16 protein-coding genes are annotated in these 16414 nt (G+C 67.4%); 7 read left to right on the top strand and 9 right to left on the bottom strand.

Annotation, left to right across the window (positions count from 1 at the left end; genetic code table 11):
* Positions 1-208: 208 nt before the first annotated feature.
* A complete protein-coding gene (locus tag E2F46_RS13605) occupies positions 209-1636 on the top strand; it encodes a class II fumarate hydratase (RefSeq protein WP_133322981.1) in 1428 nt (475 codons plus the stop codon).
* Positions 1637-1691: 55 nt separating this feature from the next.
* Here E2F46_RS13605 and E2F46_RS13600 read toward each other — a convergent pair whose 3' ends face one another.
* The 6 genes from E2F46_RS13600 to E2F46_RS13575 form a co-directional block, all read right to left on the bottom strand.
* Positions 1692-2342 (bottom strand): YggN family protein, encoded by a 651-nt coding sequence (locus E2F46_RS13600; protein ID WP_243720445.1) that lies wholly within the window; start codon positions 2340-2342, stop codon positions 1692-1694.
* Between the two features lie 33 nt (positions 2343-2375).
* Positions 2376-3209 (bottom strand): DUF4097 family beta strand repeat-containing protein, encoded by an 834-nt coding sequence (locus E2F46_RS13595; protein ID WP_133322979.1) that lies wholly within the window; start codon positions 3207-3209, stop codon positions 2376-2378.
* 141 nt (positions 3210-3350) lie between these two features.
* Positions 3351-4409, bottom strand: coding sequence for a hypothetical protein (locus E2F46_RS13590; protein ID WP_243720443.1), 1059 nt, complete (start codon positions 4407-4409; stop codon positions 3351-3353).
* Complete coding sequence (locus E2F46_RS13585; RefSeq protein WP_133322977.1) at positions 4406-5284, bottom strand: ABC transporter ATP-binding protein; 879 nt, start codon at positions 5282-5284, stop codon at positions 4406-4408. Before E2F46_RS13585 ends, E2F46_RS13590 begins: the two co-directional genes overlap by 4 nt.
* Positions 5281-5652, bottom strand: a complete 372-nt coding sequence (locus E2F46_RS13580) for a GntR family transcriptional regulator (RefSeq protein ID WP_133322975.1) — start codon at positions 5650-5652, stop codon at positions 5281-5283. The genes E2F46_RS13585 and E2F46_RS13580 overlap by 4 nt, the downstream gene beginning before the upstream one ends.
* A 3-nt stretch (positions 5653-5655) precedes the next feature.
* Positions 5656-6117 carry a hypothetical protein gene (locus tag E2F46_RS13575; RefSeq protein WP_133322972.1) on the bottom strand — a complete coding sequence of 154 codons (462 nt, stop codon included), beginning with the start codon at positions 6115-6117 and terminating at the stop codon, positions 5656-5658.
* Between the two features lie 151 nt (positions 6118-6268).
* Here E2F46_RS13575 and E2F46_RS13570 point away from each other — a divergent pair, with 151 nt between their 5' ends.
* The 6 genes from E2F46_RS13570 (at position 6269) to E2F46_RS13545 (ending at position 10885) form a co-directional block, all read left to right on the top strand.
* The gene (locus E2F46_RS13570) at positions 6269-6835 is read left to right on the top strand and encodes a glutathione peroxidase (protein WP_425599839.1); all 567 of its coding nucleotides are present in this window, start codon (positions 6269-6271) and stop codon (positions 6833-6835) included.
* 95 nt (positions 6836-6930) lie between these two features.
* Positions 6931-7863: an FKBP-type peptidyl-prolyl cis-trans isomerase N-terminal domain-containing protein gene (locus tag E2F46_RS13565; RefSeq protein ID WP_133322968.1), complete on the top strand. Its 933-nt coding sequence runs from the start codon at positions 6931-6933 to the stop codon at positions 7861-7863.
* A gap of 61 nt (positions 7864-7924) precedes the next feature.
* Positions 7925-8668 carry a BamJ family beta-barrel-assembly machinery protein gene (bamJ, locus tag E2F46_RS13560; protein WP_165967476.1) on the top strand — a complete coding sequence of 248 codons (744 nt, stop codon included), beginning with the start codon at positions 7925-7927 and terminating at the stop codon, positions 8666-8668.
* A gap of 20 nt (positions 8669-8688) precedes the next feature.
* Entirely contained in the window at positions 8689-10053 is a 1365-nt protein-coding gene (locus E2F46_RS13555) for a UDP-glucose dehydrogenase family protein (protein WP_133322964.1), read from the top strand.
* A complete protein-coding gene (locus E2F46_RS13550; RefSeq protein ID WP_243720442.1) occupies positions 10046-10261 on the top strand; it encodes a SlyX family protein in 216 nt (71 codons plus the stop codon). Before E2F46_RS13555 ends, E2F46_RS13550 begins: the two co-directional genes overlap by 8 nt.
* A gap of 18 nt (positions 10262-10279) precedes the next feature.
* Positions 10280-10885: a DUF2058 domain-containing protein gene (locus tag E2F46_RS13545; RefSeq protein ID WP_133322960.1), complete on the top strand. Its 606-nt coding sequence runs from the start codon at positions 10280-10282 to the stop codon at positions 10883-10885.
* A gap of 48 nt (positions 10886-10933) precedes the next feature.
* On the opposite strand, the gene E2F46_RS13540 is transcribed toward E2F46_RS13545, so the two are convergent.
* From E2F46_RS13540 to E2F46_RS13530, 3 genes are all read right to left on the bottom strand, one after another.
* Positions 10934-12358: an amidohydrolase family protein gene (locus E2F46_RS13540; protein ID WP_133322958.1), complete on the bottom strand. Its 1425-nt coding sequence runs from the start codon at positions 12356-12358 to the stop codon at positions 10934-10936.
* 159 nt (positions 12359-12517) lie between these two features.
* Positions 12518-15289: a methionine synthase gene (gene metH / locus E2F46_RS13535; protein ID WP_133322956.1), complete on the bottom strand. Its 2772-nt coding sequence runs from the start codon at positions 15287-15289 to the stop codon at positions 12518-12520.
* Positions 15286-16371, bottom strand: coding sequence for a homocysteine S-methyltransferase family protein (locus E2F46_RS13530; protein ID WP_133322954.1), 1086 nt, complete (start codon positions 16369-16371; stop codon positions 15286-15288). Before E2F46_RS13530 ends, metH begins: the two co-directional genes overlap by 4 nt.
* Positions 16372-16414: the final 43 nt, after the last annotated feature.

Raw genomic sequence — 16414 nt, 5'->3', positions numbered from 1 at the left:
ATCCTTCGCACGGCCGTCGATGGAATCGCCACAGGCTTCGAATACACCCGTCGTCCCTGCCAAGGCGGGACCCATGGACCTGGCTTTTCGGCGGAACCACGTCCATGGATCCCCGCCTTCGCGGGGGGGGCGATCAAAGGCGGAGGTTTCAAGAGCGTCGCCAGTCGACTCGCCTGCGCCCTGCACACACACCACAGAGGCGAATGAAATGCCCAGGTCCCGCAGGAACCCCACTGCAAACGACGACTTCCGCATCGAACACGACAGCATGGGCGAGTTGCGCGTGCCCGCCGATGCCCTGTGGGGCGCGCAGACCCAGCGCGCGGTGCAGAACTTCCCGGTCTCGGGCCAGCCGATGCCGCGCGGCTTCATCCGTGCGCTGGGTCTGGTGAAGGCCGCCGCGGCCGGGGCCAACGGCGCGCTGGGCCTGCTGCCCGAGGCCACGGCGAAGGCGATCCGCAGCGCGGCGCTGGAGGTCGCGGAAGGCCGCCACGACGCCCAGTTCCCGGTGGACATCTACCAGACCGGGTCGGGTACGTCGTCCAACATGAATGCCAACGAGGTCATTGCCACGCTGGCGTCGACCGCGCGTCGTCGCGTGCATCCCAACGACCACGTCAACCTCGGCCAGAGTTCGAACGACGTGGTGCCCACCGCGATCCGGGTCTCGGCGCAGCTTGCGGTGGTCGAGGACCTGTTGCCAGCGCTCAAGCACCTGCGCAAGGCCATCGACGGCCGTGCGAAGGCGTTCGGCAAGGTGGTCAAGACCGGCCGCACCCACCTGATGGACGCAATGCCGCTGACCTTCGGACAGGAGTTCGGCGCCTGGTCGTCGCAGCTGGCATCGGCCGAGGCGCGGCTGTCCGACACGCTCAAGCGGCTGCGACGGCTGCCGATCGGCGGCACCGCCATCGGCACCGGCATCAACGCGCATCCGAAGTTCGGCAAGGCGGTGGCGAAGGGGCTGTCGTCGCTGTCGAAGACCACATTCGAATCGGCGGCCGACAAGTTCGAGGGCATCGCCGCGCAGGACGATGCGGTGGAACTTTCAGGCCAGCTCAACGCGCTGGCGGTGGCGCTGATCAAGATCGCCAACGATCTGCGCTGGATGAATTCCGGGCCGCTGGCGGGATTGGGCGAGATCGAACTGCCGGCGCTGCAGCCGGGCAGTTCGATCATGCCGGGCAAGGTCAACCCGGTGGTGCCGGAAGCCGTGGTGATGGCCGCGGCGCAGGTCATCGGCCACCACACGGCGATCACCGTGGCCGGGCAGACCGGCAACTTCCAGCTCAACGTGGCGCTGCCGCTGATCGCGGCCAACCTGCTCGACTCGATCCAGCTGCTGTCGAACGTATCGCGACTGCTGGCCGACAGCGCCATTGCCGGGCTGACGTTGCGTCGCGACAACATCGATGCCGCGCTGGACCGCAATCCCATCCTGGTGACCGCGCTGAACCCGGTGATCGGCTACGAGAAGGCGGCGGCGATCGCCAAGCGCGCGTACAAGGAAGGACGCCCGGTGTACGACGTGGCGCTGGACGACAGCGGGCTGGATGCTCTGAAGCTGCGAAAGCTGTTGGACCCTGCCGCGTTGACGCAGGGCGGCATCAAGGATGGGGGCGGCACAGGCGGTTAGCCCCGCGGCCGGTCCAGGTCGCAGCCGGGTCGCCGCAGCATGGGCGGCGAATGACTCAGGCGTTGGCGTTGTCCCTGTCGCGGGCAGAAACGCGACAGTCGTCGATGTCCTTGTCGGTCATCGTGGCATAGGGCGCCAGCTCCGGCAGGGCGGCGGCGAGCGCCTGCTGCGAGGCCATCAGCGGCGGCAGTTGCTCGCAGATCTTCAGCGCCTCGGCCTCGATCTTGCGCGCCTCGGCTTCGATGTCGCGCTCAAGTTGCCCGGTGTTGCCGGTGAACACGCCTTTCAACGCCATCGACGCCGCCTTCATGCCGAGGTCCGCGCCCTGTACGCCCACCGCGATCCCGGCCTCGGCAATCGCCATGAGGTGCGTGCGGTGCTCGAGCAGCAAGGCGCGCTGGTCCTCGGTGATCTCCACCTGCTCACCGGCGATCAGCAGGTCACCGGCAGGCGTGATTTCCGCCTTCGGCAGGCTGGACTGGCCGTTGCGCCAGTCGCGTGACAGCGACATGTTCTCCGTCGCCAGCTTCCCGCGGGCTTCGTCGGTGGCGCGCTTGACGATGTTGCCCAGCGCCGAGGCGGGCGCTGCGGCGGTGGCGTCGTCGCTGTCCTGGCCATCCTTCGCACCGCAGGCCGCCAGCAGGGGCAGGCAGGCGACCAGGCTGGCAAGCAGGAGCGAGCGTGTCAGGTGGCGGTTCGGGTGCATGCTGTTGTCTTCCCGTGGGATTAGATGGGGCCGTCAGCGTCGACGGGGGATGTCGATCGTTCCGGACACGCGGCTGTGGTCGATGCTGCCGCTGCCCTTGGAGCGGACGGTAAGGTTGCCGGTGACATCCTCGACATCAAGGTCACCGGAACCGATCGAGCCGACCGTCACGTTGCCAGAGACACGCTCGACATCGGCATCGCCGCTGCCGATCGAACCGATCTGCACGTGGCCGCCAGCACCCTTCAGCGTGAAGTCGCCGGAACCAATGCTGCCGACCTCGACATTGCCGCGGACGTTGTAGGCCTCCACGTCGCCGGAGCCGATGGACAGCACGTGCAGCGAGCCGATTTCGCGCAGTTCGATATCACCCGAGCCGACCTTGGCGGTGACGTGGCCGCGGATGTTGCGGGCCTCGACGTCACCCGAGCCGACATCCGCGCTCAGCGCGGAGGCGCCAGTGACCCAGGCATCGCCGGAACCGACGTCGAGCTGCACCATCACGTCCGCGGGCACGCTGGCCTGCAGTGCCATGTAGGCGTACTGGTTGCCGACCCAGATGCCGCGTCCTTCGCGGGTGGCGCGTACCACCAGCTTGTCGCCTTCGCGGTGCTGGTCCAGCGTCAGCTGGCCGAGCAGGTTGGCGCCTGAAGCGCAGGCGCGGCCAGTGACGGCGGGGCGGGCGGCGGTGGTCGCATCCACGCGGAGTTCGTTGTGGCCGATCTGGAACATCACTGTCTTTACCCCGGCCAGGTCGAGCGCGAGGTCGCGCGCGTCGGAGTGCGCGCAGCGGCGGTCGTCGGCCAGTGCGAGGGCAGGGGCGGCCAGCAGTGCCAGTGTGCACAGTGTCAGCAGGGATCGGTACATCGTGGAGCTCCGTGGTTTGAAAGGGACCTGGCTTCGATGCGGATGGCGGCGAAAAGGTTGAAGCGCCACTGAGGCCGATCGAGCAGTCAGCCTGCTGGCGACCGCAGCAGATGCCGACAGGCACCTGCTGCTCGCGGTCGCTCACCCCTCGTCCCGCCAGCGACGGAGGCGGATGGCGGCGAAGATCATCGCAGCACCGGCGACCACGCCGATCCACAGGTTGGCCTGGGCGAGGTTCCTGTACACGCCGATGGGGTTCATCAGGTTGCGCGCCGCGCCGGGACCGTCCATGTCCACGTGCTGCAGGTATTCGAGGTCCATCCACGTCAGCGGGAACACGCTGGTCAGCATGCGCAGCACGATGTTCTTGAAGAACCACCAGGTGTCGAGCCCGAACACCCCCATCACTTCGAACCAGGCGACGAAGATGCCGGCGAACACCGGGATCATCACCGCCCACAGGAACGGCTTGGTCCGCGCCCATGCCGAGCACAGCATCAGCCAGCCGACGGTAGGCAATGCCCACAGCGCGTACACCGGGATCGCGGCGACGTATTGGCCGGCCAGCAGCAGCGGGCTGGACGGCCCCCACAGCAGGGTGTACGGATTGCCGCCGTGGAGGGCGACGACCGCGCTGATCAGGATCAGGAAGCCGAACATCGTGGCGATGGCGGCGAGCGTGGCCAGCAGCGGTGCCACCAGGGTGGCGGTGGCCACTTTCGACAGAACGGTGTCGCGGTCGGACAAGGGCAGCGATTTCCAGAACAGCACGCTGCGGTCCTTGCGCTCGTCGTACAACGCGCCCAGGCAGTAGAAGAACAGCACGAACGCCAGCACGATGAACGGCCAGCTGGACGCCATGATCAGGGTCAGGTCCAGGCCGTCGCCCAGCTGGCGCAGCTCTTCCTGTCCCAGCTTCGAGGTCAGCATGCCCAGGTCGAGTCCGTTGATCTGGAAACGCTCGCCGCTATTGAGCGTGATGTCTACGTCATCGGCGATGTGCTTGCGCGCGGCGACCGTGGCGATCACGATCACCATCAACGACAGCAGCAGCGAAATGCCGCCAGCCACCAGCGGCGCCCAGAAGAAGCCGCCCTTGTGCTCCCAGAACTCGCGCTGCAGCAGCCAGCGGAAGCGCTGCGTCTTGTGCGGGGGCGCCTTGCGCGGCGCCTCGGGCAAAGTGTCGGTGGCGGCGTTCATGCGTAGGTTCCTTTCATCGTGGCGACGAACAGGTCGGCCAGGCCGGGGGTGCGGGTTTCGCCGTAGCCCGACAGCGCGGCCTGGGACATGCCGTCGAACAGCATCACGGTCTTGCCGAAGGGCAGGGCGCGTTCGTCGATGGGACCCAGCTGGCGCGCGGCCTCGGCCTGGTCGGCATTGACCAGCACCTCGACGAAGCGGCCGGCCACGTCTTCCATCGGCGCATCCATGACGATCCTGCCGTCGCGGATGAACATCACGTCGGTGAGGATGTGCTCGACTTCCTCCACCTGGTGGGTGGTGATGATGATGGTCTTCTGGTCGTCGAAGTAGTCCTCCAGCAGGCGCTGGTAGAACTGCTTGCGGTAGAGGATGTCCAGGCCCAGCGTGGGTTCGTCCAGCACCAGCAGGCGCGCGTCGATGGCCATCACCAGGGCCAGGTGCAGCTGCACGATCATGCCCTTGGACATCTCGCGCACGCGCTGCTGCGGCTTGAGCTGGGTGCCGGCGAGGAAGCGCTCGCAGCGGGCGCGGTCGAACCGCGGGTGCACGCCTTCGACGAAGTCGATGGCTTCCTTCACCCGGATCCACCGCGGCAGTACGGCGACGTCCGCGATGAAGCACACATCGTTCATCAACTCATCGCGCTGGGTACGCGGGTCGCGGCCCAGTACCTTCAGGTCGCCTTCGAACGGGATCAGCCCCAGCATCGCCTTGAGCGCGGTCGTCTTGCCGGCGCCGTTGGGGCCGATCAGGCCGACGATGCGGCCGGCTTCGATGCTGAAGCTGGTACCGTCGAGGGCCAGCTTGTTCTTGTAGGCCTTGCGCAGGCCCCGGGCCTGGGCGACGGGGAGGCTGTCGGTCGCGGCGATCATTGGCGGACTCCATCGGGCGTGCCGTGCATCAGTTCATCGATCGACAGTCCCAGGCGCTGGATGCGCTCGAGCACCAGCGGCCACTCTTCCTTCAGGAAGCGGTCGCGTTCGTTGAGCAGCAGCTTCTTCGATGCTTCTTCGGTGACGTACATGCCCAGTCCTCTGCGTTTCTCGACGAGTGCCTCGTCGGCCAGTTCCTGGTAGGCCCGCGAGACGGTGATGGGGTTCAGCTGGTATTCGGCGGCCACCTGGCGCACCGAGGGCAGGGCGTCGCCGGGTTTGAGCACGCCGTCGAGCATCATCGCGATGACGCGCTCCTTCAGCTGGCGGTAGATCGGAGCGCCGTCGCTCCAGGTGATGTCGGCCATGGTTCAGCTCCGGCTGCCGCGCGATCCGCGTGCGAAGGAAAAGTAGGGCACCGCGATCACGTCGCGACTGCCGCCGCCGCGGCGCGCGGCGCGCGGGGTCTCGATATTGGCCTGCGGGGCATGTTCGCCGGTGGCGAACTCCTTGCGCAGCTCGGACAGGGCGGCCTGCAGCGCGACTTCGGTGGCGGTGGCCGCGACCAGGCCGGCGCTCATCGCCAGTGCTTCGGCCGGGTCGCTGGCTTCCGCCAGACTGGCGTCGAGCTGCCGCACGCGGGCTTCGATGGTGGCATCGATCGTGGCGTCGAGGGTCTGTTCGAACAGGGTGTCCTCGACCACAAGTGCAGGCGTGTCGAGCGGCACCGCGTCCTGCTCGGACAGGACCGGTTCGGCGACCACCAGGCCAACGAACAGCATCACGCCGGTGACCGAGAAAGCCAGTATCGTGTTGTGGAGCTTGCGGTTCATGATGAACGTCCTGCTCGGGGTGGGTAGGTGTTGTATTCAACTATAACACCAGAACACGCCGGGTCAAGCGTTTCCACGTCCTTGGGTACCCAACTGAAGTCATGGTCCCGGCGATCCGGGCCGGGCATGTGAGGCTGCGGCAATGAAATCAATGCGATACATGGCAATCCTGATGTTGGTTGGCGCGGCGACCTGCGGCTTCGCGGCCGCTTCCGGTGGTTTGCTCGACCATACGTACCGGCCGTTGGCCGACCGTACGCCGGTGCATCTGGGCACGCGCTATGGCGGCGACGTGCTGCTGGTGGTCAATACCGCAAGCAAATGCGGCTTCACCCCGCAGTTCGAGGCACTGGAGGCGATGAACGCGAAGTACGCGCCGCGCGGATTCGCGGTATTGGGCTTTCCCTCGGGCGATTTCCGCGAGCAGGAGTTCGAGGACGAGGACGAGATCCGCGAGTTCTGCACCCTGACCTACGGCGTGAAATTCCCGATGTTCGAGCGGGTGCACGTGGTGGGCGACAACGCCACGCCGCTCTACCGCGACCTGCTGCGCGCCACTGGCGAAGCGCCGAAGTGGAACTTCCACAAGTACCTGGTGGGCCGCGACGGACGGGTGCTGGGGCAGTGGGGCAGCCGCACCCTGCCGGACGATCCCGAGATCGTGGCCGCCATCGAACGCGCCCTGCAGGCCCCGCGGCCGCGACCTGCCCGCAGCTGAGCGCAGGGATCGGGGCCGATTGCCCCGGCGGTGCCGCGCCGCGACAATACCGGATTCGCGCCGCGCGACGCGGCGCCGACTGGAGAGTGGTTCCGATGACTTCGTTCCTGCGCGGCACGGCCGCGCTGCTGTGCGCCGCCGTGCTGGCGCTTCCCTTGGCCGCATCGGCCGCCGACAAGACCTCGCTCGATACCGACCGCGACCGTACCGGCTACATGATCGGCATGGACGTGGGCCGATCGCTGGCGCCGGTGGCCCCGGACATGGACGTGGCCGCGTTCGAGCGCGCCGTGCGCCACGCCTTCGAGGGCGGCGAGCCCCTGCTGGGCGAGGCCGATGCCGCCCAGGTGGGGCCGGCCCTGATGCAGCGCGTGGCTGCGCGCGGCGGCCAACGCGTGCCCGGGCTTGCCCCCGGCGCTACGCCTCCGCCGGTGGACAAGGCCAAGGTGGGCCTGCTGATGGGCGCCGACGTGGGCCGCTCGCTGGCACCGATCCAGCGCGAGTTCGACGTGGCCACCTTCATGCAGGCGGTTCGCACCACGCTGGCAGGCGGCACGCCGCTGCTGTCGCCGGAGCAGTTTGCCGCAGCAGGCGAAGCGTTCCAGAAGCACATGCAGCAGCGCGAGGCACGCGCAGGCGAGGAGAACCGCCAGGCGGGTCTCGATTTCCTGGCCGGCAACCGCACCACCAAGGGCGTGGTGACCACCGCCTCGGGCCTGCAGTACCAGGTACTGCGCCAAGGCTCCGGTCGACGCCCGATGGCGACCGACCGGGTCCGCGTCCACTATCGCGGCACCTTGCTGGATGGCACGGTGTTCGACAGTTCCTACGACCGCGGCCAGGCCGCGGACTTCGGCCTGCGCCAGGTCATCCCCGGGTGGACCGAGGGCCTTGCGCTGATGCCCATCGGCGGTCGCTACCGTTTCTGGATTCCATCCGACCTGGCCTACGGCACGCAAGGCCGACCGCCAACCATCGGCCCGAACTCCGTGCTGGTGTTCGATGTCGAACTGCTCGACATCCTCTGATCCGATCCCTTCCGCGGGCCCGCACGAGGTCCGCGCTGCCCCGTTTCCCCTGGAGTTTCCGATGAAGACCAAGACCCTCGCCGCCACTGCGGTCCTGTGCGCCACCGCCCTCGTCCTGTCCGGCTGCAAGCCGATCGAGGGCGACGGCAACCGCAGTTCCACTGCGTTCGCCGACCTCAAGGACGAGAAGCAGAAAGTCAGCTACGTCATCGGCACCCAGGTGGGTGAGTCGCTGGCGCCGGCCAAGGACGAGATCGACCTCGACGTGCTGGTCGGCGCGATGAAGGATGCGATCGACGGCAAGCCGTCCACGGTCGACGAGGCGCAGGCGATGCAGGTGATGCAGGCGTTCAGCGAACGCATGCAGGCGGTGCAGATGGCGAAGCTGGAGGAAGACAAGCAGAAGAATGCCGCCGAGGGCGAGGCCTTCCTGGCCGGGAACGCGAAGAAGGATGGCGTGCAGACGACGGCATCCGGCTTGCAGTACGAAGTGCTGGAAGCCGGCGACGGCCCGCGTCCGTCGGCGACCGATACCGTGCGCGTGCACTACAAGGGCACGTTGCTCGACGGCGAGACCTTCGACAGTTCCTATGATCGCAACGAGCCGGTGCAGTTCGCACTGAACCAGGTGGTGCCCGGCTGGCAGGAAGGCCTGCAGCTGATGCCGGTGGGCAGCAAGTACCGCCTGTGGGTGCCCGGTGCGCTGGGTTACGGCGAGATGGGGACGCCTGGTGGCCCCATCGGCCCCAATGCCACGTTGGTGTTCGAGGTCGAGCTGCTGGAGATCGTCAACGCAGCGCAATAACACCAGGATAGGGTTGAGGCATGCGAGTCGCGATTTTCGGTACCGGTTACGTTGGCCTGGTCACGGGCACCTGTCTGGCCGAAGTGGGCCACGACGTGGTCTGCATCGATGTGGACCAGGCCAAGATCGACGGCCTGAATGCGGGCGTCATCCCGATCTACGAGCCCGGGCTGGAGACGATGGTGCGCGCCAACCACGCGGCGGGGCGGCTGTCGTTCACGACCGACGCGGCCGCCGGGGTGGGGCGCGGCGACGTCATCTTCATCGCCGTGGGCACGCCGCCCGACGAGGATGGCAGCGCCGACCTGCGGTACGTGCTGCAGGTCGCGCGTACCATCGGCGAGCGCCTGCATCGGCCTGCGATCATCGTCGACAAGTCCACCGTGCCGGTGGGCACGGCCGACAGGGTGCGCGCCGAGATCGCGACGGCGCTGGACGCACGCGGCGCTGACATCGCCTTCGACGTGGTGTCCAACCCGGAATTCCTGAAGGAAGGTGCGGCGGTCGAGGACTGCATGCGGCCAGATCGCATCGTCATCGGCAGCGACAGCCCTGGGGCGATCGGGACGCTGCGGCGCCTGTACGCACCGTTCAACCGCAACCACGACCGCATCGTGACCATGGACGTGCGCTCGGCGGAGCTGACCAAGTACGCGGCCAACGCAATGCTGGCCACCAAGATCAGTTTCATGAACGAGATCGCCAACATCGCCGAGCGCGTGGGCGCCGACGTGGAGATGGTGCGCAAGGGCATCGGCTCGGATCCGCGCATCGGCTGGCACTTCATCTATCCCGGTGCCGGCTATGGCGGTTCGTGTTTCCCCAAGGACGTGCAGGCGCTGGCGCGAACGTCCGCGCAGCTCGGCCACGAGCCGATGCTGCTGAGCGCGGTCGAATCGGTGAACGAGCGCCAGAAGGGCCACCTGTTCGAACTGGTGCAGCGTCATTTCGACAAGGGCGAGGACGAAGGCATCCGCGGCCGCACCTTCGCGGTCTGGGGGCTGGCGTTCAAGCCGAACACCGATGACATGCGCGAGGCCTCCAGCCGCAAGTTGCTCGCGCAGCTGTGGCAGGCCGGCGCGAAGGTGCGGGCGTACGATCCGGAAGCGACCGACGAGGCGCGCCGCATCTTCGGCGAGCGGGACGACCTGGTGCTGTGCGATTCCGAACAAGCCGCCCTGGAAGGTGCCGATGCGCTGGTGGTGGTCACCGAATGGAAGCAGTTCCGCAGCCCGGATTTCAGGCAACTCAAGGCGGCCCTCGGCGCGGGCGTGGTGTTCGACGGACGCAACGTCTACGACCCGCGCGAAGTCGAGGATGCCGGACTGGCGTATTACGGGATCGGTCGTGGCCGTTCCATCCAGCGGGAGAGCGAAGTTGCCTGACGCACTGGAAGCACGCCTCGTCGAGCTGGAAACGCGGCTCGCCTTCCAGGAGCAGGCGTTGGCGGAATTGAGCGAGGCGCTTGCGGAGAGCCGGATGGAGGGCACCGCGCAGCTCGCACTGTTGCAGCGGCTGCTGGAAGACATCAAGCTGACGCGTGGCGATTTCGGTGGCGAGGCCGGCTCGGAGCCGCCACCGCCGCATTACTGAGCGAAGCGATCCGTAGGCATGACCGATTCATTGCGCGACCAGTTGCTGGGGCTGGGCTTCAAGCCCACGCCCAAGCCGAAACAAGGCCCGAAGCCAACGCCGGCACAGGCGAAGAAGTCCGAGGCCGGGCGCGGCAAGCGTGCGGACGGGCGTCGGGGCGGCAAGCCACATGCCGGCGGCAAGCCGGGTCGCACGCAGGAGGACATCGATCTCGCGAAGGCCTATGCGATCCGTGCGCAGCGTGACAAGGACGAGCGCATCGAGGCGGAGCGCCGCAAGCAGGAAGAGGCGCGGTTGCGTCGCGAAGCGCGCGCGAAGCTGGCGACCCTGCTCGAGGGCAAGGCCCTCAATGCCGAAGGTGCCGACATCGCTCGCCATTTCGAATACGGCGGCAAGATCAAGCGCATCTACGTGACGTCCGACCAGCTCAAGGCGCTCAATGCGGGCGAGCTGGGCGTGCTGCAGCAGAACGGGCGCTACCTGCTGGTCACCGCTGCGCTGCTGGCCGAGGCCGAAGCGGTGTTCGCGCCGTCGGTGGCGCTGAAGGTCGACCCGGATGCGCCGGCAGGGGACGACCCGTACGCCGATCCGAAGTATCAGGTGCCCGACGACCTGGTCTGGTAGCGCACCCTGGCCTGGCGGCAACGCTGCTGCGCCAGGCCATCCGACTCTTCAATCCACCGCGACATCACCGATCGCACCTGACACCTGTCGTCCCGCTTGCCACACCGCTTCGATGCGCCGGGTGTTGCGGATGTCCGACAGCGGGTCCGCCCCGAGCACCACGAAGTCCGCGCGTTTGCCGGGCGCCAGCGTGCCGCGATCATCGAGACCGAGCAGGGTGGCGGCATCGCGGGTGGCGGTGGTCAGCGCCTGTCGCGGCGTAAACCCGGCCTGCGTCATCAATTCCAGCTCGCGGTGTTCGGCGAACCCGATCACGCGGTGCGGCAGCGCGCCGGAATCCGTGCCGAAGCCAATGCGCACGCCGGCCTCGTGCAGGGTGCGCAGGTTGGCGAGATTGGTCTGCACCGCGGCCTTCGCCTTGGCGATGCCATCGCCCGCAAGTTGCTGCGCCCGCCAGCCGGCCTCTTCGAATTGCGCGCGCACGGCCTGTGGAAGCGCGGCGCGCAGGGCCGGTTCCTGTTCGATCAGGCCGGGCTGCTCGGCGTACAGGTAATTCGCTTCGTCGATCTGCACCGTGGGCATGTACCAGGTGCCGCGCCCACGCATCGCAGCGACCAGCGCCGCGTCGACGGGACGGTCGCGCACGCCGTGGGCGATCACATCGATGCCAGCATCCACGAGGTCCTTCGCCGGGCCCAGGTCGTGGATATGTGCAGCCACCAGCAGGCCGAGCGCGTGCGCCTCTTCGATGGCCGCGCGATAGATGTCCGGACGCATGATCGGCGCCTCGCCGCCCAGGTCGTCCACCCAGAGCTTGACGATGTCGATGCCGGCTTCGGCCTGCCGCCGCACGGCTTCGCGTGCCTCGTCGGGTGTCGCCGGACGCAGCGCCGGATCGTGTTCGAGCCCCATGTTCGTGGCCGGCGGCGCACCGTCCGCGACCCCGATGCCACCGCCCGCGCCAAGCAGCGATGCGCCCAGGGAAGGATCGGCATTGACCTCGTCGCGGAGCGCATGGAACACGTCGCCATTCAATCCGAGTGCGGTAACCGTCGTCACCCCGAGGGCCTGGAAGCGACGCAGGTCGCGGATCACGTTCCCGCGCGTGTAGAAGCGGTCGCCATGCTCGGTGCCCTCGGTATTGGCGACATGGGCGTGGTTGCTGACGAGGCCGGGGACCAGGTAGCGCCCGCTGTAGTCGACGCGCCTCGCATCTTCAGGAACGGACTCGACGTCGGGGCCGATGGCTTCGATGCGGCCATCGCGCAACAGCATCGACACGATGCCGAGGTCGCGTTCGCCGTCGAACACGCATGCGCCTTCGATCAGGACGACGCCTGCATCCGGTTCCGGCGATGCCGCTTGCGCCGCGGCTTCATCGCCCTGCTGTGCACTCGGTTGCGTGCAGCCCACCAGCCAGAAAAGCGCTGCGAACAGCAGAGGGTGGCTGGCGCGTCCAGAGACTGCGGACATGGCGTGTTGGCTCCGTGGAAATGAAGCCACCTTAGCGTCATCGGTGTCAGCATCACGTCGTCATGACGCGTTGCACGAGCGACGTGGGTGCGGACGGATGCATGCAGCCGGGTCTGCGGCGACGCGATGTTCCAGGTGCGCGTGGCTGCGCGTCGTCGCCTATTCCGGATCGTAGTCGAGGTTCGACGCCAGCCACCGTTCCACTTGCGCCACCGTCACGCCCTTGCGTTTCGCATAGTCCGCCACCTGTTCCTTCGACACACGGCCGACCACGAAGTACTGGCTGCGCGGATGGCTGAAGTAGTAGCCGGACACCGCTGCGGTGGGCAACATCGCGAAGCTTTCGGTCAGCGACATGCCGGCGTTGGCTTGCGCGTCCAGCAGGCGGAACAGGGTGTCCTTCTCGCTGTGCTCGGGGCAGGCGGGGTAGCCGGGGGCAGGGCGGATGCCGACGTACTTCTCGGCAATCAGCGCTTCGTTGTCCAGCGACTCGCCTGCGGCATAGCCCCAGAACTCGGTGCGCACGCGCTGGTGCAGGCGTTCGGCCAGTGCCTCGGCGAGGCGGTCGGCCAGCGCCTTGAGCAGGATCGCGTTGTAGTCGTCGTGGTCGGCTTCGAAGCGCGCGACGTGCGCATCGATGCCGATGCCTGCGGTGACCGCGAAGGCGCCGATCCAGTCCTGCCTGCCCGAATCCTTCGGCGCGATGAAATCGGCCAGGCAGAAGTCGGGACGATCGGCAGGCTTGTCGACCTGCTGGCGCAGGAAGTGCAGGGTGATGCTCCTGCCCCCTCCCCCGTTCACGGGGGAGGGCTGGGGTGGGGGTGGGTCCGCTGCATGGCCCCCATCCCGACCTTCCCCCGCAAGCGGGGGAAGGGGCTGAACCTCGACATCGTCACCGACGCTGTTCGCCGGCCAGAGTCCGAAGACGGCTTTGGCAGTCAACCACTTCTCTTCCACGATTCGATCCAGCATCGCCCGCGCATCGCGATACAGTTCGCTGGCCTGCGGCCCGACAACCTCATCGGTCAGGATGGCGGGGTACTTTCCCGCCAGCTCCCAGGCCTGGAAGAACGGCGTCCAGTCGATGCAATCCACCAGTTCGGCCAGCGGATAGTCGTCGAAGACACGCAGTCCGGGCTGGTTCGGCACGGGCGGTGTGTAATCGGCCCAGCCGCCATCGAACTTCTGCCCGCGCGCCTTCTCCAGCGACACCAGCCGCTTGGCGTCGCCGCGGTTGCGGTGGCGTTCGCGGATCTCGGCGTAGTCGGCATCGTTGGCGGCCACGAAGGCCGCGCGCATGTCGCGCGAGATCAGCGACTGCGCCACGCCCACGGCGCGCGAGGCGTCCTTCACCCACACCGTCGGCGCGGTGTAGTGCGGATCGATCTTGAGCGCGGTGTGCGCGCGCGAGGTGGTGGCGCCGCCGATCAACAGCGGCATCTCGAAGCCCTGGCGCTGCATCTCGCGGGCGACGTGGGTCATTTCCTCCAGCGAGGGCGTGATCAGGCCGGACAGGCCGATCAGGTCGGCGTTCTCGGCACGGGCGGCGTCGAGGATCTTCTGCGTCGGCACCATCACCCCGAGGTCGACCACGTCGAAGTTGTTGCAGGCCAGCACCACGCCGACGATGTTCTTGCCGATGTCGTGCACGTCGCCCTTGACCGTGGCCATGATGATCTTGCCGTTGGACTTGCCGGAGTCGCCGGTGCGCGCCTTCTCCGCCTCGATGTACGGCAAGAGGTAGGCCACGGCCTTCTTCATCACGCGGGCGGACTTGACCACCTGCGGCAGGAACATCTTGCCGGCGCCGAACAGGTCGCCGACCACGTTCATGCCATCCATCAACGGCCCTTCGATGACGTCCAGTGGGCGCGTGGAGGCCTGGCGGGCGAGTTCGGTGTCCTCCTCAACGAAGGCATCGATGCCATGCACCAGGGCGTGCGCGAGGCGGGCGCTGACCGGCTTCTCGCGCCAGGCGAGGTCTTCGACCTTCTTTTCGCCCTTCCTGCCCTTGTAGCGCTCGGCGATCTCCAGCAGGCGTTCGGTGCCGTCCGCGCGGCGATTGAGCACCACATCCTCGACGCGCTCGCGCAGTTCGGCATCGAGGTCGTCGTAGACGGGCAGGCCGCCGGCGTTGACGATGCCCATGTCCATGCCCGCCTGGATGGCGTGGTACAGGAACACCGAGTGGATCGCCGCGCGCACTGTCTCGTTGCCGCGGAACGAGAAACTGACGTTGGACACGCCACCGGAGACGTGGCAGTGCGGCAGGGTCTGCCGGATGATCCGCGTGGCCTCGATGAAATCGACGGCGTAGTTGTCGTGCTCCTCGATGCCGGTGGCGATGGCGAAGATGTTGGGGTCGAAGATGATGTCTTCCGGCGGGAAGCCGACGTCCTCGGTCAGGATGCGGTAGGCGCGGGTGCAGATCTCCACCTTGCGCGCGCAGGTGTCGGCCTGGCCGGTTTCGTCGAAGGCCATGACCACGGCGGCGGCGCCGTAGCGCAGAACCTTGCGCGCCTGCTCGATGAACTGCGCTTCGCCTTCCTTCAGCGAGATCGAATTGACCACGCCCTTGCCCTGCAGGCACTGCAGGCCGGCCTCGATCACCTCCCACTTCGACGAGTCCACCATCACCGGGATGCGGGCGATGTCGGGCTCGGACGCGATCAGGTTGAGGAAGCGCACCATCGCCTTGCGCGAATCGATCAGGCCCTCGTCCATGTTGACGTCGAGGATCTGCGCGCCGTTGGCGACCTGCTGGCGCGCCACCTCCACCGCTTCCTCGTAGCGTTCTTCCTTGATGAGCTTGCGGAACTGCGCGCTGCCGGTGACGTTGGTGCGCTCGCCGACGTTGATGAACAGCAGGTCCGGGGTAATGACCAGCGGTTCGAGGCCGGACAGGCGGGTGTGGCGTGCGGGTGCGTTCAAGCCGCTTGCTCCAGCGACGAAGGCAACTGGCGCGGTGTGATGCCCGCGACGGCTTCCGCGATCGCCTGGATATGCGCCGGCGTGGTGCCGCAGCAGCCGCCGACGATGTTCAGCAGGCCGGATTCGGCGAATTCCTTCAACGTCGCCGCCATTTCCTCGGGCGTCTCGTCGTATTCGCCGAACGCGTTGGGCAAGCCGGCATTCGGATGCGCGCTGACGTAGGCATCGGCGACGCGGGCGAGGGTTTCGACGTGCTCGCGCAGGTCCTTCGCGCCCAGCGCGCAGTTCAGGCCGACGGACAGCGGACGGCCGTGGGCGATCGACGTGTGGAAGGCTTCCGCCGTCTGCCCGGACAGCGTGCGCCCGGAGGCATCGGTGATCGTGCCGGAAATCATCACCGGCAGCCGCGCACCGCGGGCGTCGAATGCTTCCTCGATGGCATACAGCGCGGCCTTGGCATTGAGCGTGTCGAAGATGGTTTCGACCATCAGCACGTCGGCACCGCCGTCGATCAGACCGTCGATGGCATCGCGATAGGTGCCGCGCAGTTCGTCGAAACTGGTATTGCGGAAGCCGGGGTCGTTGACGTCGGGGCTGATCGACGCGGTGCGGCTGGTGGGGCCGAGCACGCCGATCACGAAGCGCGGTTTGCCGGGGGTGCGGGCCTCGATGGCATCGCAGCACTCGCGCGCAACCGTCGCGCCGGCCTTGTTCAATTCGTAAACCAGGTGTTCGAGATGGTAGTCGGCCTGGCTGATCGCGGTGGCATTGAAGGTATTGGTCTCGACCAGGTCGGCGCCGGCCTCGAGGTAGGCGCTGTGCACCCCCGCGATCACGTCCGGCCGCGTCAGCAGCAGCAGGTCGTTGTTGCCCTTCAGGTCATGCCCGCAGCCATCCCCGTGCGCATGGGCGTGCTGGCGGTCGCAGCCATCGGCGAACCGGTCGCCCCGGTAGTCGGCTTCTTCCAGTCCGTGTTTCTGGATCATCGTGCCCATCGCGCCGTCGATGACCAGGATGCGCTCGCGCAATGCCGCTTCCAGGCTTGCGACGCGTTCGGGATGGAGCCATGGGAGGGATTTCATCTCGGGTCTCGTAGGGCGGGCCTCGGCCCGCCGTGTCAGGAAT

Origin of the sequence: Luteimonas aestuarii, from assembly GCF_004357985.1 — a bacterium.
Taxonomy (GTDB): Bacteria; Pseudomonadota; Gammaproteobacteria; order Xanthomonadales; family Xanthomonadaceae; genus Luteimonas; species Luteimonas aestuarii.
The sequence above is the reverse complement of the archived record's forward strand: the minus strand, read 5'-3'. Positions and strand labels throughout refer to the sequence as shown.